We start from the raw sequence: 23,565 nt of genomic DNA on the forward strand, positions 1-23,565 counted from the left end.
TTCTTCGTTAAATTGAATAAGGTGTCATGCCTTAATTAAGAGTTTTGAGGAAGTAAGTCGCTCACTGATGCCATCTGTCCTTCGGCTTCTAACTGATTCCAATATCTCTTGGTTTCTAAGATTTCTTGTTTAATAGAGATGAAAGATGCTACTAAATTGGGGTCGAAATGTTTGCCTGCGCCCTCTAATAAATAATTAAACGCATCGTCATCAGACCATGCTTTTTTATAAGGACGTTTCATCGTAAGTGCATCGAAGACGTCTGCAATTGCGACAATACGAGCGCTCTGAGGAATGTCCTCACCGGTTAAGCCTTCAGGATAGCCTGTGCCGTTCCATTTTTCGTGATGACATAGCGCAATCTCCGCTGCAAGGTTGAACAAAGGAGTATCGCACTGCGAGAGAATTTTATGGCCAATTTGTGCGTGTGTACGCATCACTTCCATTTCGCTGTTTATGAGCCTACGAGGTGCTTTCAAAATAGCGTCGGGAATACCAATTTTTCCTGTGTCGTGCATGGGCGCCGCTTGCGCCAACAAGCAAGCGTCGTCATAGGACCAGCCGCAGGCAATAGCTAAACATTTGCTGTAGGCCGCCATTCGCCAGATATGATGCCCCGTGTCTGTATCATTATAATGCCCAGCAGCAGCTAACATGGTAATGGCACTTTGCTGACTCTTGCTTAGTTCTTCAGTACGTTTAGCCACCAAGTTTTCGGTGATGCGCATTTGGTGCGCAAGACTAATATGTGTTTTCACGCGCGCAAGTGTAATACTTGGTGATACTGGCTTGGTTATGTAATCTACAGCACCAAGTTTGAACCCCTTTTCTTCGCTTTCGCCTTGGGATAACGCCGTGACGAAGATTACTGGAATTTGGCTTAGTAATTTGTCGGTTTTTAATTGCTTGCACACCTCAAATCCATCCATTCCCGGCATCATAATATCGAGCAATATAAGGTCAGGGGTGAACTGCTGCACTATTTTGAGAGCTATGGCACCAGAGGGCGCAACCTTGACGTCATAATAAGGACTAAGTATTCCAAGCAATATATCAATATTGGCTGGTTCATCATCGACAACAAGTACGCTGAATCTATTATTTTGGGGTTTAACGTTGTTCATTACTAATAGTGTCTATCAACTGGTTAATTAGGACCGTGGCCTTTTCAAAATCGTATATTGAGGCGAGCTGTCTTAGCCTATGTATTTCAATTGCAAACTGAGATTCTGAATGTTTAGCTGCAAAGCTGGATATATATTCAAGCGCTTTTGCATCGTATGTCTCTAACGCGCTTTTTATGGTGTCTAAACTTGAAAGAATAGATGCTTCATCCAAGTCTTCATTTGAAGTTTCACCAACTTCTAGCGCATCTTTATTGACTGTATGAGCAATTAGACGAAGAGTGGCATCTAGTTCAAAAGACAGGGTTGCCACATGTTTTGCAATGATTGTATCTGGCCTCTCATCTGCTTTTACTAGTATATGAAGGCACTGCGCCAGCGTAGTGGCACCGATATGTTGTGCATCGTTATACAATTCAGTTAAGAGTAGGTTGTCTTCAGCCGGTGAGTGGAAAATGTTGAGCAAATCTGACATTACACGCCGCTGACTGTATTTATTGTAAAAAGCAACCAGTGAAGAAATGAAAGGGCTAGGATCATCGGGAATGGTTACTTCGATGTAACCTGCATGAATGTTGGTATCTATAGTGTGAATGATCTCATCTGCTTTCGCTGGTTTCACTAAATGAAAACACATGCCCGCAGCAAGCGCTTTTTCTGAAGCTTCCTGCGTTTCGTCTGCACTTAGCGCAATAATGGGGACCGTCCAGCCATGCTGTTGTGAAAGTGTTTCTGCTATGTCGTATCCAGAAATATCGGGCAGGTGGCAATCGAGCAATAATGCGTCAAACTTAGAGGCTTCACAAAGCGCCATGGCTTGTTTTCCCGTCGTGGCTGTAACCACATTCATACCTAAATCGATAAGTATTTGCTGGCTAATTTCTACACTTATGGGGTCGTCATCAACAACTAAAACCTGCTTGTCAGCTAACCGAATAGTTCGCCACTTTTTGCTTTCTAAGCCGTTCACTGATTGTCTCTTTGTAGAGGACTTAAGTGGCGATAATGTAGAAACGAGGTCGCTATCAATGAAGGGAAGCTCAACAATATTAAGGTCGGTTGGTAAAATATCTCCTAATCTTTTTTGAACCTGCTGACGGCTGAATGAACTTATCAAGACACGAATGTTGATGTTGCCGTACTCTCCCGCTTCTAAGTTATTAGCGAACCGGTTCCAACTGCCCTCATCGTCAGCCAAAAACACCACGCTTAAAGAAGCGCTATCAGGAAGTTTGTTGTTGATTTCATCTACTACCTGGCAGTGAATACCTAGTCTATCTAATGTGGTGCTAAGTACCTCACAGCCTTGCCTTACGCTTTCATGTGTTTGAATACATAAAATGTTTTTAGGAAGAGAAGCAGGTAATGTGGGCTTGGTTTCATCCTTGTCGTTGCGGCACACCGGCAACGAGAACGAAAAGCGGCTACCTTCATTAACTTTGCTTTCTAAGGTTAAGTTTCCCCCCATTAACGCTACTAAGCGCTTGCATATGGCCAATCCCAGCCCCGTGCCGCCGTACTTTCTTGAAATTGAAGCATCAGCCTGAACAAATGCATTAAATAACTTAGATTTTCCTTCATCAGTTATTCCCATTCCAGTGTCAGATACGCAGAACATCAGCTCAGAGCCTTTCTGTTCCACGATAAGTGTTACGCTTCCCCTCTCAGTGAACTTTATAGCGTTACTTAGAAGGTTTAATAGCACCTGGTAAATCTTCTCACTATCACCTTGGCAGGGAATGTTAGCGCTACAACGAATGTCAAAAAGAAGCTGAAGTTGCTTTTGTTGTGCTTTGACTTGAAAGACTTGTGCTAGTTTTTCAATGGTCCTTGTTAACGTGAAAGGCTCATCAATAATATCGATCTTATTCGCTTCTACTTTTGAGAAATCTAAAATGCTGTCGACGAGTTCAAGCAGAGCATTGGCGCTGTTTTGAACCTTTTCTAAATACTGTTGCTGCTGCTCGTTATCTTGTGACTCCAGTGCTAGGTGAGTTAACCCAATAATGGCATTCATTGGTGTTCTAATTTCATGGCTCATTGTTGCGAGAAAGTCACTTTTTGCTTTGTTAGCGCTTTGTGCTTCATCGTAGGCTTTCTGGAGCTTGTGCTCTATGGCTTTTTGGCTGCTAATGTCATTGAAAACGCCAACATGCCCATCTGGCTTACCTTCTTTATCGAAAAGTGGAACAGCGACGATTGAAATAGGGAATAAGCGTCCACGTTTATCAGTAAAAAAATCTTCATAAGAGGTGTACGATGTGCCACTTTTAATTGTTAGATTAACTGGACATTGTTCTCTTGGAAGCAGTGTTCCATCACCTTTTTGATAGTGAACCGTGTCGTGGAAACGTCTTTCCTGTAGCTCTTTGAGAGTCCATCCAAGTAGACGAGAGGCTGCGGGGTTTAGGAACTGGGTTTTACCTTCACCGTTGACCGCGTAAACACCTTCACCAATGCTATCAGTAATGCTCTCATGAAAAGTTCTATCCTCTTTTAATCTTCTGGCGAGGCGCAATTGCTCTGACATATCAGTACAAATCACGACAAGACGATTTACCTGTCGGTTGTACTCAACGATAGGGACAATGGTTGCAAATACGGTCCAAGGTTTATCATCTTTAGTCAGGCTATTGAGTTCTCCTTGCCAAATCTCTCCTTTGACAAGCGTTCCTAATATTTCGACTTGCTCAGTACTCGAGATATTGTCAACACGAAAAATAGCGGTGCTTTGTCCTATTAATTCTTCGCGAGAATAGCCAGAGAGCTGACAGCATTTATCGTTTGCTGATAATAAGTTGCCATTGATATCGATGGTCGCGACAATGCCGTGCTTATCCATGGCTCTGCGCTGTAAGAGCAGTTCATTAGTTGCGTTTTTCTGTTCTCTTATCAGCTCGTACATTAGCGAAGACAGATCTGATAGATTTGTGAAGTTTTCATCTATCAGAGGCTTATTTCTATCCTCTAAAAGTTGATTTACCGCTAGCCGCAAGGTCTCACCAACCGCTTTTTGTTCGTCAAATTCCTCGCGCATTTTTCTATTTACGGCAATGAGTTCTTCAGAGCTGATATGTAAACTTCTATCTCTCAGCTTGATATCTCTTTCGTTAAACGTATAAGACTCGTTAATACGAGAAATGAGAGCAGCAAGCCCCTGTTTTAGTGCTTGATGAGTGATACTCGTATTATCGACGCTGTCTTCATTAAGGCTGTCCAGCCACTGTTTGAGCGACACTGCCTCGTCAAGCTGAAAGGCTCGGCGCAACTGACGCTCTAAAAGTGAATTCAATGTTTTTCCTTTAATAACATGAGAGTGAGAGTTTGGTTGTGCAATTCACAATTGGATTCATTATTAGACGGACTGATTTCCCCATAAGAATAGAACCCAGCAATATTCGTCGTGTTGTTAAGTTGCCGTTCTAACTCTTCAACCTCTTCTTCAATACGGTCACCCATGACTAACTTTCTTCCTACGCAACTTGTCACCAGGGCGAGGCAGTGTAAGTCTTCGCCTTTGTTTTTTTCCGCAATAGGCGCAATCGCGTCTATGGCACCGCCAATGAGGTCTTCCGTTGAAGCATTCATAAGACGCAAGTATTGGTTCTCGTTAACTTCACCCGCCAATACTAAGCTTTTGTTTTGCTCGTCAATGCCAAGAATAGTTCTAATTATTCCTGTTGGCTCGCCGTTTTCATTTAGCACTTCAAACGGGAACAAAAGCCCACTAGCAGGCAAGTCTTCTGCGTATTCACCCAAATACGCTTTGTAAATATCCAGTGCTGGCTTGTCGTCAAGTTCGAACAGCAGGTTCGCTTTTGCCGAAGCCACCCTTCGTGCCGGGCCAAATGACCGCCATCCACCACCTGCACTGTAGTCAAAAGCGAGTGACTCACCGTAAAAAGCAACAGCTACAACACTGCGGTTATCAATGCCCATGGGATGTAGTAGGTATGTTTGTTCGAATGCGCCGTCATCGCCGGCAAGGCCGCCACTTATTCTTACGTTTTGTGGTACATAAGCCGTAATGCCTTTAAGCAAGGCAGAGCCATTTATTTCAACGCCGGGTGCTAATACATAAATGCCTTTTAGACCTATTGGCTCAATATCACGCGCTAGCGACTGGCCGGCATCAAAAGAAGAGGGCATGTCGTTCAACCTTGTTTGGTGTATTTTTACGTACGACGAAGATTCAAAACGAACGACTACGACAGAGATACTATTATTGGTTACTCGGTTTGCCGAAATTTCACCTGCTGTACTGCAGCCAACGCAGTTAGCGCAGATTTTGCTTACCGTAAGATATAGTTGGGAAGAGGTAAAAAACGGCGCTGATGCGTACACAATAAGTAGGGTAGGAGCGAACGCTCTCAAAGCGTCACTTTCTTGTTCTAACTCATCTAAACTTTGAAAAAAGAACGTCTTTGAAAACATGATTAGCGAAGATTAGCCATAGCGTTCTTTAGTTATAGTAAGAGGTGGAACAATTTACAATGTTAAGACGTTATCCTTTGGTAGCAATAAACTGATTTATAAGTAAAAACAGCCAACCTGGGGAGCAGGTCAGCCGTCTCATTACTTTCACGCGGTACGTAGTTCTCTGCGAAGAATTTTACCTACTGTTGATTTCGGTAATTCCTCAAGAATGGTTATCGATTTTGGGATTTTGTAGTTGGTAAGATGCTGCTTACAGTATGCTGTTACGGTGTCGATACTTATGTCATTTGCAACCGTAATAAACGCACAAACGCGCTCACCAGTTTTGTCATCTGGCTTACCCACTACCGCAGCTTCCATTACATCAGGGTGTGATGTTAGTACTTCTTCAATTTCATTTGGGTATACGTTAAAGCCCGAGACAATAATCATGTCTTTTAAGCGGTCTACAATTTTGATTGCCCCAGATTCTGTGCGTATACCAATATCTCCAGTTTTAAAGAAACCGTCTTCGGTCATTACTTTTGCCGTTTCGTCTTCACGGTTCCAGTAGCCCAGCATAACCTGCGGGCCGCGCACAGCAATTTGACCAGACTCTCCCTCAGCCACGGGTTTATCATAACTGTCTAACAATGCTACTTCAGTATCCTCTAGTTCATGGCCCACAGTGCCTATTTCTTCTTTTCCAGGAATATTAAATGAAACGACAGGCGCAGTTTCAGACAGGCCATAGCCCTCAGTGATAGTGTTGCCCGTCACATCTCGCCATATTGACACCGCAGCTTGGGTCAGTGCAGTACCGCCAGACATAGTGAGGTGAAGCTTAGAAAAGTCTAGCTTTGCAAATTCTGGGTGTCGACCAAGACCTACAAACAGCGTATTTATCCCCATAAAGGCAGATATTTTGTGAGGTTTAAGCGTTTGTATGAAGCCGTCGATGTCTCGCGGATTGGGTATCAGAATAGTATGCGTGCCTTTCGCAAATAGCGCCATCATACCGACTGTAAACGCATAAATATGGTAAAGCGGCAACGGGCACACTAACACTTCTTCGCCGTCTTTGAAGCCATCACCAATGCGATCAAGCATTTGAATACAGTTAGCCAATACGTTTTTATTGCTAAGTGCCGCGCCTTTAGAAACGCCAGTAGTGCCGCCGGTGTATTGCAGCATGGCGAGTTCGTCTAGCGCTATTGAAGGGCGGGAGAACGATGGTAGCGTGCTTCCTACTTCGATTGCATGGGTGAATGAAACGGTTTGATCGAGTGCTGGCGCAGTTTTCGAATCTAGTAGCTCTGTCGCTGAGGTCGTGATAACTGTTTCGATACCAGTATCATCTTTAATGTTGGTAAACTTAGGAAGTAAGTCACTTAAGATAACTAAGGCTTTTGCTCCGCTATCGGTAAACTGGTGCTTCATCTCACGCTCGGTGTAAAGCGGGTTGGTATTCACCACAACAAGTCCAGCGCGCAGTGCGGCATAAACGACGATAGGATTTTGTATTAGATTTGGAAGCTGAATGGCTACTTTTGTACCAGGAGCCAGATTTGCTTCGTGTACAAAGTAGCGCGCCAACGCAGACGACTTACTATCAATATCGGCAAACGTGAGGGTTTGTCCTAGGGCCGTATATGCAGGTTTATCTGCGAACTTCTGTAAAACACTTTCGATATAGTCGGCTAAACATGTCACATTATCTGGGTAAGTTATCATGCTGCTTATTCCTAGTAAGGCAAAGGATGTAGGGTCTAAGCCTTACATTAGCAAACTTAACTTTTTATTTACATCAGTGTTGGCTTATTTAATAGTATAAGCGTTAGTTATTGATCGTCGCCCCAACTATCACTTAATTGGCTATAAATAATGCCAGCACAAACGCCCGCAAAACACTGTGCTACAAGCCCTACGGTAGAGCGGGCGCCTGCAATAAGGGTGACGTTTAATACTGGCTGCATGGCCAGCAACATCAATAAAAAAGACAGGCCACCTGCAAGAGCAAAAAGAGCGAAGCGGGTAGAGCGGTTAGCGCCCTCTGTTTCGTGAGGGTTAAGCTGCTTAACGATAAAGTGCGTTATCAAAAAAGCTAACAGTAAAACTACGGCGATAATCGCACCGTAAGTGGGTAAGAGACCTAAAGCGTCTTGCCATATCATGTAAAGCCAATTGCTAGTGTTTAACTGGACGCCAATTTGTACTAGCCCCAGTAATACGGAAATTGAATGAAATACACTTGCAAGTAGGAAGCCGACTGCCCAAGATGGGAAAAAATGAGATATAGCGCGGCGAGTTAGGTTTTTCATGTCTTACATCCCAAGTTTGGTCTGTTATTAACTATCAACAAAGCGCAACAAGCACAATGAATATAGTTATATTACGCTTTATAGCTGAGTGTACCACTGAAGGTGCGCTTGGGTTAGATCAACGAGGGCCGTCACAATGAAGTTAGACCGTACTGTGAAAAAAATATTGGTTTTTGCATTTGCTTGCGGTGCATTTACGCCAGTTCTTGCTACAAACCTCGTTTCTGAAACTATTATTGACCCTGCACCTAATTCTGAACAGCACCCACTTGAACGCGATGTGTCGGCGTCTTTAAAAAATTTTGATGGCAATGTGGAAACGAAAAACCTGATAACCTCGTTAGCTTTCCCAAAAGCGTTGGCAACGGTTATCGATAAGGTGAACGCAACTACGCACATATTGATAGTGACAAGAGATGGTGAGCTCGTCATTCTTGATAATAGCGGTGGGGTGTCTAGATTTTCTTTGGCTCTCGACCATTTGTACACTGAAGGACAGGGAGGTGTGCTAGACATTCTTATTCCTTCTCAGTTTCCCGCCAGCCGAACTGTGTTGCTAAGCTACTCCAAGGGAAGTAAGGATGCTAACCGTCTAGCTGTTGTAAAAGGTGAACTTTCATTTTCTTCAGGTATTACTAACATTCAGCCGGTTTTCGAGGTAATGCAGACTAAAGATACGCCAGTGCATTACGGTGGAAAGCTCCTTCAGCTTGAAGGTACTGACTTAAGCCAAGAGCAGGGCTTTTTAGTCACCACCGGTGACGGATTCGATTACCGAGAGCAAGCGCAAGTCGTTAGTTCCCATTTAGGCAAAGTACTAGGGTTTACGCTGTCAGGTGAACCGTTAATGAACCCTTCTTTCCCTGAAAGCCCTTATATATTTACCTTGGGACATCGCAACCCACAAGGTTTAGTAGTAGGGGCTCAAGGGCAAATATTTTTGCATGAGCACGGTCCTGACGGGGGAGATGAGATAAATCTTCTTCAAAAAGGCGCGAATTATGGCTGGCCTGTCGTGACGTTAGGAAAAGACTATTCGGGCGCCAGAATTTCACCTTTTTCAACCTACCCGGATATGACAGACCCCATTGTGGATTGGACACCATCCATCGCGCCGTCATCTATGATTTACTATTCGCATGAACAGTATCCAATGTTGACCGATACCTTGCTTGTTACCAGTTTGAAAGCTAAAGCCTTATATGCGGTGAATAAAACTCAGAATAAGTATGTTTCTACGAAGATTTTTGACGCATTGGAAATAAGGTTGAGAGACATCGAGGTCGATGATGAAGGTAACCTTCTTCTTCTGACTGATGGAGAAAATGCCAAGGTGGTAAAAGTTTCGCCCAAACAGAACTAAGTACAATAAAAGCTCAATAAACTGAAATTTTGTTTCAAAATTGATGGTAATTTGAACTGGTCGCACCATAAATAGAATGAATCTTTGTCATAAGTGCAACACTATTATTTATCTTTATTGGTCAAACCATTTCTGCCTAAAACGTATTTGAAATTAAATTTGTATGTTTTTAAGTGTATGAATTGTGAGAAATAAATTTGTTATTGCTTAAAGTTGAATTTTAGCGCCTATGTTCTACGATGCGTGTTGAGATTTGGTTTGAGCGGTTGTATAACCAACTGATTACTTTCAGTCATTACGTAACTGCTAAAAATCAGTTAAAATATCCCTCATTTTTATATGCGTATAGCTAAGACCGACTTAACACTACGCCCAAGTAAAACTAAGACCGAGAGAACTATATGAGTTTGTATTCAGAATATCTGGCAGAGATCGAAACCCGTAAAACGGAATTAGGTCTTAACCCTAAGCCAATTGACAGTGCAGATCTGCTGTCTGAAATTATTGCTCAAATTAAAGATACAACAAACGAGCACCGCGAAGACTCTCTAAAATTCTTTATCTACAACACCTTGCCGGGAACTACGCCTGCTGCTGGTGTTAAAGCACAATTTTTGAAAGAAATTGTACTTGGCGAAGAAAAAGTAGAAGAAATCACGCCAGAGTTTGCACTTGAGCTACTTTCACACATGAAAGGTGGTCCGTCTGTAGAAGCACTTCTAGATCTTGCACTTTCTGATGATGAAGCCGTTGCCAAGCCTGCAGCTGAAGTGTTGAAGACTCAGGTTTACCTATACGAAGCCGATACTGAGCGTCTTGAAACAGCATTTAAAGCGGGTAACGCGATTGCTAAAGACGTACTAGAAAGCTACGCAAAAGCTGAATTCTTTACCAAGCTTCCTGAAGTACCAGAGAAAATTGAAGTAGTGACCTATATCGCTGCTGAAGGTGATATCTCAACTGACCTTCTTTCTCCAGGTAACCAAGCGCACTCTCGTGCAGACCGTGAACTTCATGGCCAGTGCATGATTTCTCCTGAAGCGCAGCAAGAAATTGTTGAGCTAGGTAAAAAGCACCCTAACGCAAAAGTTATGCTTATTGCTGAAAAAGGCACAATGGGTGTAGGTTCTTCACGTATGTCTGGTGTGAACAACGTTGCACTTTGGGCTGGTGAGCCAACAAGCCCTTACATTCCGTTTGTAAACAAAGCGCCAATTGTAGCTGGTACTAACGGTATCGCACCAATCTTCCTTACTACCGTGGATGTAACCGGTGGTATTGGTCTTGACCTTAAAAACTGGGTTAAGAAAACAGACGAGAACGGCGAAGTCGTTCGCGATGCAAACGGCGACCCAGTACTGGAAGAAGCTTATTCTGTTGCAACAGGTACGGTACTAACTATCGATACCAAAGCGAAGAAGCTTTACAACGGTTCACAAGAGCTAGCTGACGTATCTGCCTCATTTACTCCTCAAAAAATGGAGTTCATGAAAGCGGGTGGTTCTTACGCAGTAGTATTCGGTAAGCAACTACAGTCTTTCGCTGCGCGTACTTTAGGTGTTAAAGCGCCAGCTGTTTATGCAGCGTCGAAAGAAGTATCTCACGAAGGTCAAGGCCTTACAGCGGTTGAAAAAATCTTTAACCGTAATGCAGTAGGCGTAAACTCAGATGCACCGCTTCACGCGGGTTCTGACGTTCGCGTTAAAGTTAACATTGTAGGTTCTCAGGACACTACGGGCCCAATGACTTGCCAAGAGCTAGAGTCAATGGCGGCTTCAACAATTTCTCCAACAGTTGATGGTGCTTACCAGTCGGGTTGTCACACGGCGTCGGTATGGGATAAGAAAGCACAGGCTAACATTCCTAAGCTAATGTCATTCATGAACAACTTTGGCGTAATCACAGCACGTGATCCTAAAGGCGTTTACCACTCAATGACTGACGTTATTCACAAAGTGCTTAACGACATCACAGTAGACGACCGTGCAATTATCATCGGTGGTGACTCGCACACGCGTATGTCTAAAGGTGTAGCATTCGGTGCCGACTCGGGTACGGTAGCGCTAGCGCTTGCGACAGGTGAAGCGGCAATGCCAATTCCAGAGTCTGTGAAAGTTACCTTTAAAGGTAAAATGAAAGAGCACATGGACTTCCGTGACGTGGTTCATGCTACTCAAGCTCAAATGCTTAAGCAGTTCTCTGGCGAGAACGTGTTCCAAGGTCGCGTAATTGAAGTACAAATCGGTACTCTACTTGCTGACCAAGCGTTCACATTCACTGACTGGTCTGCAGAAATGAAAGCGAAAGCGTCAATCTGTATCTCTAACGACGAGACAATGATTGCGTCACTTGAGCTTGCTAAGAGCCGTATCCAGATTATGATCGACAAGGGCATGGACAACGAAGCGAATATGCTTCAGGGCCTTATTGACCTTGCTGACAAACGTATCGCTGAAATCAAGTCAGGTGAAGAGCCAGCGCTTGCACCAGATGACAACGCTAAGTACTACGCAGAAGTGGTTATCGACCTAGATCAAATCGACGAACCAATGATTGCTGACCCGGACGTAAACAACGAAGACGTATCTAAGCGTTACACCCACGACGTTATCCGTCCTGTTTCTTACTACGATGGTAAGCCAGTAGACCTAGGTTTCGTTGGTTCTTGTATGGTTCACAAAGGTGACATGCAAATTATCGCGCAAATGCTGCGTAATCTAGAGAAGCTTAATGGTTCTGTTGAATTCAAAGCACCGCTAGTGGTTGCGCCACCTACATACAACATCGTTGACGAGCTTAAAGCAGAAGGCGACTGGGAAGTACTTGCGAAATACGCAGGCTTCGAGTTCGACGATGCTCAGCCTAAAGAAGCTGCGCGTACTAAATACGACAACATTCTTTACCTAGAGCGTCCTGGATGTAACCTATGTATGGGTAACCAAGAAAAAGCTGAGCCAGGTGACACAGTAATTGCGACATCTACACGTCTTTTCCAAGGCCGTGTTGTAGCTGACTCTGCTGAGAAGAAAGGTGAATCACTACTAGGCTCTACGCCGCTAGTAGTACTTTCAACGGTTCTAGGCCGCTTCCCAACAACTGAAGAGTACAAGCAAGCGGTTGCAGGTATTGACCTAACTAAGTTTGCTCCACCTTCAGAAGACTTGGCAGTTAAGCCTAAGTTCGAAGCTGATGTAGCCGTTAAGCGCGTTTAAGCATTTAACGCTAAATAAACATTAAAAAGCCCCAACCTAGGTTGGGGCTTTTTTATACCTGAAATAATGGGGTCAGAGTACATTAACTAGGAAGATTGGGGTCAGAGTACTTTTCTTTGAAACCTACTCTGCTTAGTAGCCAAAAAATGTACTCTGACCCCATTTATTTGTTATTTGGTGTCGGTGGCTACGAGTTCGTCGAGTATGCCAAGTAGCAGCTTGGTGCCGGTGCCAGAGGCTATTGCGTCAAATACATTCTCAACATTTTTACCGTGCTGACCGCCCGCTAAGTCGCTAATTGAGCGGATAATTAACCAGTCTACGTCGTTAACAAAGCTCACCTGTGCGACGGTCGCTGATTCCATTTCCGCAACATCAGCCGTGTAGACGTCGCGCAGCCACTCACGGTATTTAGCGTTGTCTACGAATACCGAACCTGTTACTCCATTTCCACCTATATCAACCAGTATTTCCTTACCAGATGGCATAGTGATAGGCGGGATCTTTGTGAGCGCGCGTCTTGCCATTTCCAATAACGTTTTGTCGGCAGTAAAATAGGGCATTCTTCTGCGAGTGTCCCAACCCTCTTTAACTACTGCCACCTCGGTAGGGTGAATAAAACCAATGTTTTTGTAGTTGGGTGCGTGCTTATCTGTATCACGTCGTGCTTCATAATACTCAAGCTGTTTAGCGTAATAGTCCGGAAGTTCGTAGGCGCTGGCGTCATCTTTCTTCGGGTTGATATAGACTGACTCGTCGTGAAAATACCAACGTTCAGGTACTGCGATATCGCCAGGTGTGTATTTGGGGTTTATGGCCCCAGCAATACCCATCATAACCAGCTTATCAATAGGGAAATAATCCAGTGCCATCTGTACGGTCATTGCTGCGTTGGTAATGCTGACGCCCGTGCTAAATACAACAATGGGCTCACCTTTATACGTGCCTAACTGATACTTAACCCCTTTAATATAAACCGTTTGCGTAATTTGAGCGTCGTCCATAGTTGCAAACGCGGCGTCAATGGCTTCAATTTCTGGCTCGTAAGCAGCAACCACGGCTGTCCATTTGTTTGTTACATTGGAAAAATCTTTTGGACCGTACTGATTAGTATCGTCATTTGCTAACGACGATAGCGATATACACACGAATAAAACAAAACTACTTAAGCGCATAGTGACCTTATTTAATTTATTCTTGCACTATTGAAGTGCAACTAATTGGGAAAAACGTGTTTAGAGCTAACGGATTACTATTGATCCGGTTTCATACAAAGTATTGGCAAAGTTCGCGCCAACAAGAGATAAGTACGTTATAAAAAGTTAGTCATTAAAGGCTAGTCTATAAAAGACACATTGCACCGTGTATCCGATAAAGTGTTCATTGTTTGCTAAGCGGCGTGGACTAATTTATTTCTGGGCAGAATCATTGTTTAATACTTATACTGAGTTATCAGTTAGTTAACTACTACCTAAACGCGTTGCATAAAAGGATTTAAGTTTGAAGTCACCAATACATATTATTATTGCCCTATTATTTCTTGCTTTGCTAAGTCTTCCGGTTAGCAGCGAAACAGGCAATGACAGTCAGCGTTACGAACTGAAAATAGAAAAACTCCAATCTAAAGTGTTGAATGAACGACGAGAAGTGGTTGTTCAGCTTCCTAAAGGCTACGCCGAGAATCCCGATAAGAAATTCCCCGTTATTTATCGGTTAGATGGTGCGGGCAATCTACCTATGATGAATGCAGTGCTAGAATCGCTTCAATCGCAAAATGCTGCACCGGAAGTAATTATAGTCGCCATTGAAAATACTGACCGACTTCGCGATTTATATCCTACGGCAAATGAAGATCCAAATGGGCCTTTAGGCTACGACGGTGGCGGGGCAAACTTTCTTTCTTTTGTAACCACTGAGCTTATGCCTATGGTAGAGAAAAAATACCGCGTGCATAACTTTCGAGTGATAGAGGGCGCATCAGCCGGTGGTGTATTTGCATTGTACGCACTTACCCAAAAGCCTGAGCTTTTTAACGCCGCGCTGACGTACAGTGCTGCCGTGTGGTGGAACTATGGTGCATCGGCAAAAAACACGGTTGCGTTCTTAGAATCTGTTAACCAATTAGACCACTTTATTTACACGTCTATCGGTAACGAAGGAGCGCCAATGCGACCTTATTACGATGACATGATTTCCGGCATGCGAGCCAGCCAACCTTCAGGATTGCGGTGGGAAAACGAAGCTTATGCGGATGTTCCGCACAACTTGGTGACAGCGGCGTCTATTTTTAGTGCTTATCACAACCTGTTCTTGTCAGCTTATTTAAGGCCTGAACAGTTTGATGGTGATATTCAAAGCATTGCCAAATATTACGATCGCGTTTCAAAGCAACGCGGGGAAAAATTAGAGGCGCCTGAATGGGTAATTAGAGAATTAGGTTATCATTATGTACGTTCTGAAAATTACGACAAGGCTATTGAGCTGTTTAAGCACGATATAGCTAAGTACCCTGAAATGCCTGACCCGTATAACGGCATAGCGTATGGTTACGAGCAAATGGGTGAGTATAAAAAAGCACTTGAGAGCGTAAACAAGGCTTTGGAGCTCTCGACACCGCAGCACGATGGTTACCAAGTGTATACAAATAGACAAAAGCGTTTGCATGAATTACTGAATGAGTAAGTTACTTTGAAATATCAAAGCAAAATTAGACATACAAACAGTATCGCTACCGTTTTTATGATTGGGATTGGCGCTGTAATGAGCGGGTGTAGTTCAGTTAAGACAGGGCAAACTAACCACTGTATCGAACAAGCTAATAGCGCTGATGTATATGAAGTGAATACTGCCGACGAGCGGCTAAACGCTTGTTTAGAGACCTACCAAAAGAGACGTGACGAAGAAAGAACTTTTGGTGAGGCATTAGCTGAGGATGTGCTTATCTCTGTTCTTGATATCATTATTGACTAAGGCTATTTCAGCTTATTAAAAACCTTCCCAAGTACAGTTAAAAAAAGTCCAAAGGCAGAGTAATCTACTCTGCCTTTGTCGTTTTAGTCTCTTTCTAATGGCTTTAACGGACTCCGTTTAATAACTTATGGAAAGAGCCAATGCGTTATATTCTGACATCTGTTTGTGTGTTTTTAATCTCGGCAGTTTCTCACGTTTGTGCACAGAGCAAGCTTGATATTGTCGACGGTTTGCAGCTTGCCAAGCAGTATGAACACAGCCGCCAAGATATAAACATCACCGATTACTGGGTGAGCGAAAAGTTAGACGGTATTCGGGCACGATGGGACGGCACTGAACTTAGGACCCGAAACAACAACAAGATATTTGCGCCAGCTTGGTTTACCGCCAATTGGCCTAAAGCGACTATCGACGGTGAACTTTGGATAGAAAGAGGGCAATTTGAACTTACAGCTTCCATCGTGCTTTCTAAGTCAATAGAGAAGAGGTCGCACTCTGCCACCAACTCGTTATCCAAGACTGTATCTACAGCCGACGCCATCACTACTAAAGATTTTGTATCTAGCGAGCGCTGGGCCAAGGTCAAATTTATGGCCTTTGACATGCCTGTTTCAGGTCAGCCTTTCAGCAGCCGAATCAACATGCTTAACCGCCTGAATGAAGCTACACCGAATCCAACGTTTGCAGTTGTCCCTCAATTTAAGCTTATGTCTATTGGTGCACTTGAGGAAAAGCTGAAGCAAATAACTCAAAAAGGTGGTGAAGGGTTAATGCTTCATCATGAACAAGCACTCTACATATCAGGGCGAAGTAATAAATTACTCAAAGTAAAACGTTTTGAAGATGCAGAAGCGAAAGTACTAGCAGTACTTCCAGGAAAAGGACGTTTTAAGAAAATGATGGGCTCGCTTCTTGTAGAAACGCGAAAAGGCATTCAATTTAAATTAGGAACGGGCTTTTCAGAAAATGAGCGCCAATCTCCGCCTGCTATCGGCAGCTGGGTAACTTATAAATATTATGGTTTAACGAAAAGTGGAAAGCCAAGGTTTGCAAGCTATCTTCGCACTAGACCTCAGTCTGATTTACCCAATTAACTTTGACCTTTCTAGCTTGCATCCAATGAGTTACCCAGCCCCAATGTGTAGCCTCCCACTCACTGTTGTTAATCGTTTACGGTTTTCTTCGATGGAAGACGTATCGTGTACAGCTAACCCCTTGTCTTTAAATCTTAAAGCCCTATAACTTTACTACACGCTAATTACAAAAGTGACGTTGCATATTTCTTTTTAATTGCTTTTTCCGTTCAAAAGTTATGATATGAATAGCGATTATAAATAAATTAAAAGGCCGCAAAATTTAAAAAATTGGCCCATGAAGTTATACTGTTGATGATTAATTAAACACTCCTTGCGTCAAGTGCGTACAAGACCGTTTACTCCCATTGCGCAAGCTAACTTAGAGGAAGAGACTGTGTTACAAGACTATCGCAATCACGTTGAAGAACGTGCCGCTCAAAATATTCCACCTAAACCGCTTAATGCTGAACAAGTAGCAGCCCTTGTCGATTTATTAAAGAATCCGCCAGAGGGTGAAGGCGAATTCCTTTTAGAACTGATTTCAGAACGCGTACCGCCTGGAGTTGATGAAGCGGCCTACGTTAAAGCGGGTTTTTTAAGTGCAATCGCTAGAGGGGAAGACAGCTGTGAGCTTATCTCTAAAGAAAAAGCCGTTGAGTTATTAGGTAATATGCATGGTGGCTATAACATTGCCACTTTGGTTGAACTACTTGAAGATGAAGCACTTGCGCCGTTGGCAGCCAAAGAACTGAAACATACCCTTTTAATGTTTGATGCTTATCACGATGTGGAAGAAAAACACAAAGCGGGTAACGAGTACGCTACTGAGATCATTAAATCTTGGGCAGAAGGTGAGTGGTTCACGTCGCGCAAGTTAATGGACGATAAAATTACTTACACTGTATTTAAGGTGACCGGTGAAACCAATACAGATGATTTGTCGCCCGCACCTGACGCATGGTCTCGCCCAGATATTCCATTGCACGCTCTTGCTGCTTACAAAATGCCGCGCGAAGGTTTAGAGCCAGAAGAACCTGGTGTTAAAGGCCCAATGGCGCAAATAGAAGAAGTCAAAAGTAAGGGATATCCCGTGGCTTTTGTCGGTGATGTAGTCGGTACCGGCTCGTCGCGTAAGTCGGCCACTAACTCGGTATTGTGGTTCTTTGGCGAAGATTTGCCGGGTGTGCCTAACAAGCGCGGCGGCGGTGTGTGCATTGGTTCAAAAGTCGCGCCCATTTTCTTTAACACTATGGAAGATGCCGGTGCATTAGTATTTGAAGCAGACGTTGAAAAAATGAATATGGGAGATGTGATCGATATCTACCCATTTGAAGGAAAAATTACTAATCACGAAACTGGTGAACTACTTGCTGAATACAGCTATAAATCGAAAGTTATTTTAGATGAGGTGCGTGCCGGCGGACGTATCAACCTGATTATTGGTCGTGGTCTTACCGAGAAAGCGCGTGAGACACTAGGTTTAGGCCCGACGGACTTATTCAGAAAACCTGAACAACCTAAAGACAGCGGCGCAGGTTTCTCGCTAGCGCAGAAAATGGTGGGTAAGGCGTGCGGTGTCGACGGTATTCGCCCGGGCACTTACTGCGAACCTAAAATGACGACCGTAGGCTCGCAAGATACTACTGGCCCCATGACACGTGATGAGCTTAAAGACTTAGCTTGCCTTGGCTTTACGGCTGATTTAACCATGCAGTCATTCTGTCACACTGCTGCTTATCCAAAGCCGGTGGATATTGAAACCCAGCACACGCTACCTGATTTTATTATGAATCGGGGTGGGGTATCGCTTCGTCCGGGGGACGGCATTATTCACAGCTGGTTAAACCGCATGCTGCTGCCTGATACAGTAGGCACGGGTGGTGACTCGCATACCCGTTTCCCATTAGGTATTTCATTCCCAGCGGGTTCGGGCCTGGTCGCGTTCGCTGCAGCTACTGGCGTTATGCCACTGGATATGCCCGAGTCAATATTAGTGCGGTTTAAAGGCGAGATGCAGCCGGGTATCACCTTACGTGACCTTGTACACGCCATTCCGCTATACGCCATCAAACAAGGCCTATTAACGGTCGAGAAAAAAGGCAAGATAAACGCCTTCTCTGGTCGTATTTTAGAAATCGAAGGGTTAGAAAACCTTACTGTAGAACAGGCGTTTGAGTTATCGGATGCGTCGGCGGAACGTTCAGCTGCAGGTTGTACTATCAACTTATCTGAAGAGTCGATTGCTGAATACCTGCGTTCAAACATTACCATGCTTCGCTGGATGATTAATGAAGGTTATGGCGACCCTCGTACGCTAGAGCGCCGTGCGCAGAAAATGGAAGAGTGGCTAGCCAACCCGGAATTAATGCGTGCCGATGCGGATGCTGAATATGCCGAGGTTATCGAAATCGATCTTAACGAAATTAAAGAGCCCATTGTGTGCTGCCCTAATGATCCTGACGATGCGAAAACCTTATCTGATGTTGCAGGCGATAAGGTAGACGAGGTATTCATTGGTTCATGTATGACAAACATTGGTCACTTCCGCGCAGCCGGTAAGCTACTAGAGCAGTACAACAAAACACTGCCAACTCGTTTATGGATGTCACCACCGACTAAGATGGACAAAGCCCAGTTAATGGAAGAGGGCTACTACAACATTTATGGTCGTGTAGGCGTGCGTACAGAAATGCCGGGCTGCTCACTATGTATGGGTAACCAAGCAAGGGTAGATGCGGGCGCAACCGTGCTTTCAACGTCGACTCGTAACTTCCCTAATCGCTTGGGCGATGGGGCGAATGTATATTTGACCTCAGCAGAGCTTGCTGCGGTGGGGGCCATTGTTGGGCGCATTCCAACTGCCGAAGAATACATGGAATACGCCAGCAAAATTAACGCGATGTCGGGTGAAGTATTCCGCTACTTAAACTTTGACAAAATGCCTAGCTTTAAAAAGGCTGAAGAAGAAGCGAAAGCGCGCATTATTCCAACATTGAATGTTGCTTAAAATAGTGTATAAACTACTAAGCCGGTGACCGTTAAGGTGACCGGCTTTTTTTATGGCGAAAAGGAATGTCTAATGGGAAAATCTTTCTTTATTGTTGCTGCACTTGTATTAACCTTAGGGTGTGCAAAAGCGCAGGTAGACCCTGTATCGTCGCTGAATTCAGTGGACTTTGAATCCATTACACTGGAGATTGGCGGCAAGCACTATGAAGTTGAGTATGCCAAAACTTTTGAACAACGCGCACAGGGCCTTATGTTTCGCAAAGCCTTGTGCGAAGACTGTGGTATGTTTTTTAAGTTTTCTAGCCCCAAATTAGCGGGCATGTGGATGAAAAATACCTTTGTTCCTCTAGACGTAGCATTTATCGACAGAAAAGGCGTAATAACGGATATAAAACCTCTCACTCCTCATAGTTTGGAGTCGGTCGGATCATCGAAAGAGGTACTTTACGCATTGGAAATGAACCAAGGGTGGTTTGCCGAGAATAATATAAAAGTAGGCGACCAAATAACGATTGATTAACCGCGCAGAACGCGCGGTTGCTGCTAGCGAAGTGCTAGTTTTATTCTGGAGTTAAATATAGTGACAAATGCCTTATCGATAGCTAAGTTCGGTGGAACTAGCGTTGCGAATTACGAAGTAATGCAGAACTGCGCCCGAATTGTTGCCGGTAATGACAAAACGCGCATTGTGGTAGTGAGCGCTGCGGCAGGTGTAACCAACCACCTGGTAAGCCTAGCGCACACACCTATGACGCAACAGCAAATTGAAGAGACCTGTCAGGCTATTATCAATATTGAGCTTGCCATTCTTAACAAGTTGAAAGATAAAGACGCGGTTGAGCCTAAACTCAACGACTTGTTAGATGAAATGCGAAGCTTAGCGTTTCACGAAGAGATCCTTCACCGTGATGATTTAAAAGATCAGCTGCTTTCAATGGGTGAGCGAATGTCATCACTGATGTTCTCTTCCGTGCTTGCAGAGCAGGGCGTAAAGACCATGAACTTCGACGTACGTAAGGTGTTGCGTACTGACAGTGAGTTTGGGGAAGGCGCGCCGCAAATCGAAGAAATCGAAAAGCTATCTAAACAACTGCTGGCACCTGAAATTAAGGACGCAATAGTGGTTACTCAAGGCTTTGTTGGAGCCGACGAAGAAGGCCGTACTACAACGCTAGGTCGTGGTGGTTCTGATTTTACGGCGGCGCTACTTGCTGAAGCGCTTGATGCCGAATCGTGTGAGATTTGGACTGATGTAACAGGGGTGTACACGACTGACCCACGCATTACGCCAGCGGCACATCCGTTACCTGAACTGAGCTTTGAAGAAGCCGCGGAAATGGCCACATTTGGTGCCAAGGTACTTCACCCTGCCACTATGGAGCCTGCACTTCGCAAAGACATTAAGGTGTTTGTAGGCTCTAGTAAGGAGCCAGAAAAAGGCGGTACATGGATTGTGCGTGATTGTGAGCACGAACCACCGTATCGTGCTATTACTCGCCGTAAAGAGCAGGTAATGGTGACAGTGAAAACACCAAAGATGATGTACGCGCAAGGTTTCCTGCAGCAGGTATTTTCCATCATCGCTAAGCATAAGCTAAGTGTTGATTTGGTCACCACTTCAGAAATCTCGGTGTCTTTTACCCTTGATAACCCTGCAAATTCTGTGGCTCAGCGGCTTAACAAAGAAACCATTGCTGAGCTTGAAACCATCTGTGATGTGAAAGTTGAAAAAGGTTACGATCTTGTCACCGTTGTAGGTAACAACATGCAAACGGCTATTGGTGTTTCTAGCAAGATTTTAGCTGCGGTTTCAGATTTTAACCTGCGTATGATTTGCTTTGGCGCCAATCCGCACAACCTATCGTTCTTGGTTAACGAGACCGACAGTGATGACGTGGTTCGCAAGCTACATTCGGCGTTGTTTGAATAAGCACTATGTTTGCGTAAAGCATAAAAAAAACGGTCGCCCCAGGGCGGCCGTTTTTGTTTGCATTACTCTTGGAATATCAGACTTTAAACTGTCTGATAGACTGCTGTAGCTCTTCGGCAAGACGAGCCACTTCATGACTGGATTCAGACGTTTGCTGTGCACCCGCTGTTGTCTCTTCAGCGATGCCCACAATGGTTTCAAGCTTTTCGCTAATCTCTTGTGATACTGTATTTTGTTCACGTGCCGATTGCTCAATTTGAGAGCTAACGTCATGGGCTTTGTGAACTGCATCAGTAATGATATCCAACGCCTGCGTGGCTTTTTCTGTCTGTGCGACACACGCTGCGGTCTGTTCTTTACCTTGATTCATTACCGACACGGCTTTTTCGGCACCTGCTTGAAGTACTTCTATCATAGCGTTGATTTCTTGGGTCGATTCTTGTGTGCGACTAGCAAGTGTTCTTACTTCGTCAGCTACAACTGCGAAACCTCGGCCTTGCTCGCCGGCACGTGCAGCCTCAATAGCGGCATTCAATGCAAGTAAGTTAGTTTGATCGGCAACACCGCGAATAACGTCAAGAATACCACCAATGCTTGCACTGTCTTGATGAAGCTTGTTAATCACGTCTGCCGCCTCTTGCACATCACGAGATAAGATCTCAATGGTGTTCTTATTCTCTAGCGAGATTTGGCGTACGTTTTCAGCCTCAGCATCTGCGTGGCGAATTTGGCTAAGCGTATCTTCGGCATTTTGAACAACAAGCTGCGACGTAGAGTGCATTTCCGTGGTTGCTGTTGCTACTTGGCCTATCTGAGACTTTTGATCCTGAATAGAATGGGTGGTTTGAGCCGTCACTGCCGATGTTTGTTCTGACGCAGCTGCTAGCTGTTCAGCGCGAACATTTATGGCGGTGATAAGTTCCTTAAGGTTTCCAATGAGGGTATTACAGTTTCGTGCTAAAAGACCAAATTCGTCTTGAGCCGAATCGTCTAGACGATGAGTAAGGTCACCTGATGACGCTACAGTAAGAAGCTCATTTACACGGTATAGCGGGCGTGTGATAGCGCGAACGGTTACATATCCGATGAAAGCTGCTACCGCGATAGAAATAATTACTACCACAATAACGAACGTGTTGCCCGTCGCAATGGCCCCGTTAACCTGATTCTCTACATGAGACGCTTTTTTGTCAGCCAGACTAAGCAAATTTTCAAGGGAAACTACTGCCTGCGCGATGTTAGAGTCAGATGCATTAAGTGCTTTTTCCGCATCGTTTCTGCGCTCTAGACGATCTACATGAAGCTGCACAACACCATCATTGGCTTTAATAGCGTTTATCGCATCGTTTACTAAGTCATTAATATCGTCGAGTGTGCCTGAATCATCACGGCCGCCGGCGGCTTGAACCATGTCACTAAGCTGAGTCACCACTTTTTCAACCACAAGGTCGACTTCGTTCCCTAGCGTCTGAGAACGAACCAGGGTCTCCGTTTTAATGTACTCATATGAAACCGTTAACAAAGAAAGCAGCGAGGTCTCAAGCTGGCCACCAATATCAGCTGCACGTCGCAGGTTAGGATCGCGCTGAACCGCGTCTAAGTCTGAGAAGTCTAGAAGATAGGTAGATGCATCGTCTGCATTGTCTTCAGCGTCACCGAGTCTATCTTGAATTGTGTTGCGTATATCAAGGTACATTTGATGATTCTTGTACATCGCTTCAACATTGGTGATATACGCTTCATAAGATTCACGAACGGTATTCAGCGTGTTCCTAAGCTCTGGCTCATTACTTACCGCTTGAGCTAGCTTCTTATACTCACTTTCGAACGTATCTTTGGCCGAATTAAATGACGCTCTTTTGTCCTTTAGGTCACTTAAGTCTTCTTCGATATAGCTTTCAAAGGTCAGTCGTCCCATGTTTAGAAAGCTTGCTTTTAATGCATTACTACCCGCGACGGTGGGAAGTGCAACATCATTTACTTCTTCTGTTGCAGAGCCTATAGAATTGAGGTTATATAGTGAAACAACACTTATAACGATTAGTAGTGCGCTAATCGCTACAAATCCCCCGATTACGCGTGTGGCTACCGTTATTTTCATCGGAACTCCTGGATGAGTGTTTTTTATTTTTATCCCTAACGAT

15 protein-coding genes are annotated in these 23,565 nt (G+C 44.3%); 8 read left to right on the forward strand and 7 right to left on the reverse strand.

Annotated elements, in window-relative coordinates; genetic code table 11:
• Positions 1 to 35: 35 nt before the first annotated feature.
• The 5 genes from E5672_RS00815 to E5672_RS00835 all read right to left on the reverse strand — a co-directional run bounded on the left by E5672_RS00815 (position 36) and on the right by E5672_RS00835 (position 7,861).
• A complete protein-coding gene (locus E5672_RS00815) occupies positions 36 to 1,124 on the reverse strand; it encodes an HD domain-containing phosphohydrolase (RefSeq protein WP_136780506.1) in 1,089 nt (362 codons plus the stop codon).
• Positions 1,111 to 4,416 carry a PAS domain-containing hybrid sensor histidine kinase/response regulator gene (locus E5672_RS00820; RefSeq protein WP_136780507.1) on the reverse strand — a complete coding sequence of 1,102 codons (3,306 nt, stop codon included), beginning with the start codon at positions 4,414 to 4,416 and terminating at the stop codon, positions 1,111 to 1,113. Before E5672_RS00820 ends, E5672_RS00815 begins: the two co-directional genes overlap by 14 nt.
• Positions 4,413 to 5,558: an FIST signal transduction protein gene (locus E5672_RS00825; RefSeq protein WP_136780508.1), complete on the reverse strand. Its 1,146-nt coding sequence runs from the start codon at positions 5,556 to 5,558 to the stop codon at positions 4,413 to 4,415. The genes E5672_RS00820 and E5672_RS00825 overlap by 4 nt, the downstream gene beginning before the upstream one ends.
• Positions 5,559 to 5,705: 147 nt before the next feature.
• Positions 5,706 to 7,274 (reverse strand): AMP-binding protein, encoded by a 1,569-nt coding sequence (locus E5672_RS00830; RefSeq protein ID WP_136780509.1) that lies wholly within the window; start codon positions 7,272 to 7,274, stop codon positions 5,706 to 5,708.
• 107 nt (positions 7,275 to 7,381) lie between these two features.
• Positions 7,382 to 7,861, reverse strand: a complete 480-nt coding sequence (locus E5672_RS00835; protein WP_205676462.1) for a hypothetical protein — start codon at positions 7,859 to 7,861, stop codon at positions 7,382 to 7,384.
• Between the two features lie 136 nt (positions 7,862 to 7,997).
• Here E5672_RS00835 and E5672_RS00840 point away from each other — a divergent pair, with 136 nt between their 5' ends.
• Positions 7,998 to 9,224 carry a PQQ-dependent sugar dehydrogenase gene (locus tag E5672_RS00840; protein WP_136780510.1) on the forward strand — a complete coding sequence of 409 codons (1,227 nt, stop codon included), beginning with the start codon at positions 7,998 to 8,000 and terminating at the stop codon, positions 9,222 to 9,224.
• 401 nt (positions 9,225 to 9,625) lie between these two features.
• Positions 9,626 to 12,436 carry a bifunctional aconitate hydratase 2/2-methylisocitrate dehydratase gene (locus E5672_RS00845; RefSeq protein ID WP_136780511.1) on the forward strand — a complete coding sequence of 937 codons (2,811 nt, stop codon included), beginning with the start codon at positions 9,626 to 9,628 and terminating at the stop codon, positions 12,434 to 12,436.
• 170 nt (positions 12,437 to 12,606) lie between these two features.
• On the opposite strand, the gene E5672_RS00850 is transcribed toward E5672_RS00845, so the two are convergent.
• Positions 12,607 to 13,611, reverse strand: coding sequence for a 5'-methylthioadenosine/S-adenosylhomocysteine nucleosidase family protein (locus tag E5672_RS00850; protein ID WP_136780512.1), 1,005 nt, complete (start codon positions 13,609 to 13,611; stop codon positions 12,607 to 12,609).
• 325 nt (positions 13,612 to 13,936) lie between these two features.
• On the opposite strand from E5672_RS00850, the gene E5672_RS00855 reads away from it, so the two are divergent.
• The 6 genes from E5672_RS00855 to lysC all read left to right on the forward strand — a co-directional run bounded on the left by E5672_RS00855 (position 13,937) and on the right by lysC (position 21,421).
• On the forward strand, positions 13,937 to 15,118 hold the full coding sequence (locus tag E5672_RS00855; RefSeq protein WP_136780513.1) for an alpha/beta hydrolase-fold protein: 1,182 nt from the start codon (positions 13,937 to 13,939) through the stop codon (positions 15,116 to 15,118).
• Positions 15,119 to 15,124: 6 nt separating this feature from the next.
• Positions 15,125 to 15,406 carry a DNA ligase gene (locus E5672_RS00860; RefSeq protein ID WP_136780514.1) on the forward strand — a complete coding sequence of 94 codons (282 nt, stop codon included), beginning with the start codon at positions 15,125 to 15,127 and terminating at the stop codon, positions 15,404 to 15,406.
• A gap of 140 nt (positions 15,407 to 15,546) precedes the next feature.
• Positions 15,547 to 16,500 (forward strand): DNA ligase, encoded by a 954-nt coding sequence (locus tag E5672_RS00865; RefSeq protein WP_136780515.1) that lies wholly within the window; start codon positions 15,547 to 15,549, stop codon positions 16,498 to 16,500.
• Between the two features lie 376 nt (positions 16,501 to 16,876).
• Positions 16,877 to 19,489: a bifunctional aconitate hydratase 2/2-methylisocitrate dehydratase gene (gene acnB / locus E5672_RS00870; RefSeq protein ID WP_136780516.1), complete on the forward strand. Its 2,613-nt coding sequence runs from the start codon at positions 16,877 to 16,879 to the stop codon at positions 19,487 to 19,489.
• Positions 19,490 to 19,561: 72 nt separating this feature from the next.
• Positions 19,562 to 20,011 carry a DUF192 domain-containing protein gene (locus E5672_RS00875; RefSeq protein WP_101563500.1) on the forward strand — a complete coding sequence of 150 codons (450 nt, stop codon included), beginning with the start codon at positions 19,562 to 19,564 and terminating at the stop codon, positions 20,009 to 20,011.
• A gap of 60 nt (positions 20,012 to 20,071) precedes the next feature.
• On the forward strand, positions 20,072 to 21,421 hold the full coding sequence (gene lysC / locus E5672_RS00880) for a lysine-sensitive aspartokinase 3 (protein WP_136780517.1): 1,350 nt from the start codon (positions 20,072 to 20,074) through the stop codon (positions 21,419 to 21,421).
• 76 nt (positions 21,422 to 21,497) lie between these two features.
• Here the strand turns inward: lysC and E5672_RS00885 are convergent, their stop codons facing one another.
• Positions 21,498 to 23,522: a HAMP domain-containing methyl-accepting chemotaxis protein gene (locus E5672_RS00885; protein WP_136780518.1), complete on the reverse strand. Its 2,025-nt coding sequence runs from the start codon at positions 23,520 to 23,522 to the stop codon at positions 21,498 to 21,500.
• Positions 23,523 to 23,565: the final 43 nt, after the last annotated feature.

The organism is Alteromonas portus, assembly GCF_005117025.1.
In the GTDB taxonomy this organism is placed as follows: Bacteria; Pseudomonadota; Gammaproteobacteria; order Enterobacterales; family Alteromonadaceae; genus Alteromonas; species Alteromonas portus.